Annotated in this window: 2 pseudogenes; both read left to right on the plus strand. The window is 71.3% G+C overall.

From position 1 onward, the window contains the following. A pseudogene (locus J0695_RS39355) lies at positions 1-629 on the plus strand (glutamate ligase domain-containing protein); the annotation flags it as partial. Between the two features lie 38 nt (positions 630-667). Beyond that, positions 668-978, plus strand: a pseudogene (locus J0695_RS39360) (cell division protein FtsW); the annotation flags it as partial.

The raw sequence follows: 978 nt of genomic DNA on the forward strand, positions 1-978 counted from the left end.
CGGCCCCTCCCAACTCGGTGTGGTGGACGGCATCCTGGTGGACCGCGCCTTCGTCACCAACCGGCAGAAGAACGCGCAGGAGCTGGCCGAGGTCGCCGACATCAACCCACCGGCCCCGCACAACATCGCCAACGCCCTTGCGGCGGCCGCCCTCGCCCGTGCGTACGGCGTGGATCCGGCGGCCGTACGGGACGGACTGCGCGCCTTCCGCCCCGACGCCCACCGCATCGAGCATGTCGCGGACGTCGCAGGGGTCGCGTACATCGACGACTCCAAGGCCACCAACACCCATGCCGCGCAGGCCTCCCTGGCCGCATACGAGTCGATCGTCTGGATCGCGGGCGGCCTCGCCAAGGGTGCGGCCTTTGACGAACTGGTCACAGGGGCGGCCGGGCGTCTGCGCGCCGTCGTCCTGATCGGCGCCGAGCGGGCACTGATCGCCGAAGCCCTCGCGCGACACGGGGGCGATGTCGGCGGCGGTCCGTGAAGCGGCAGGGCTCGCGAAGCCGGGGGACACCGTACTGATGGCCCCGGCCTGTGCCTCGATGGACATGTTCGCCAACTACAACAAGCGCGGCGAGGCCTTTGCCGATGCGGTACGCGAGTTGGCCGCAGACGGCAGTCAGTAGCAACCGCCGGTCGTACGGCCCGTGGAGGGGACAGGGACATGCCGGCCAATGACAGGGGCGGGCGCGGCGCCACGAAGACGGCACGCCGCCCCGCCGCCCCGCGCCGAGCCACGGCGTCGTCGCGACCGCGGGGCAACAACCCCTTCCGGCGGGCGCGGCTCCTCCACGACCAGGTGCGCCGCGCCTGGGACCGGCCGCTGACGGCGTACTACCTCATCGTCGGTGCCGGCCTGCTGATCCTGGTGCTCGGCCTGGTGATGGTCTACTCCGCCTCGATGATCAAGGCGCTTGAGCTGTCCCTCCCCGGCTCATACTTCTTCCGCAAGCAACTGCTCGCCGCCGTCATCGG

This window comes from Streptomyces beijiangensis (assembly GCF_017315755.1).
GTDB classification, from domain to species: Bacteria; Actinomycetota; Actinomycetes; order Streptomycetales; family Streptomycetaceae; genus Streptomyces; species Streptomyces beijiangensis.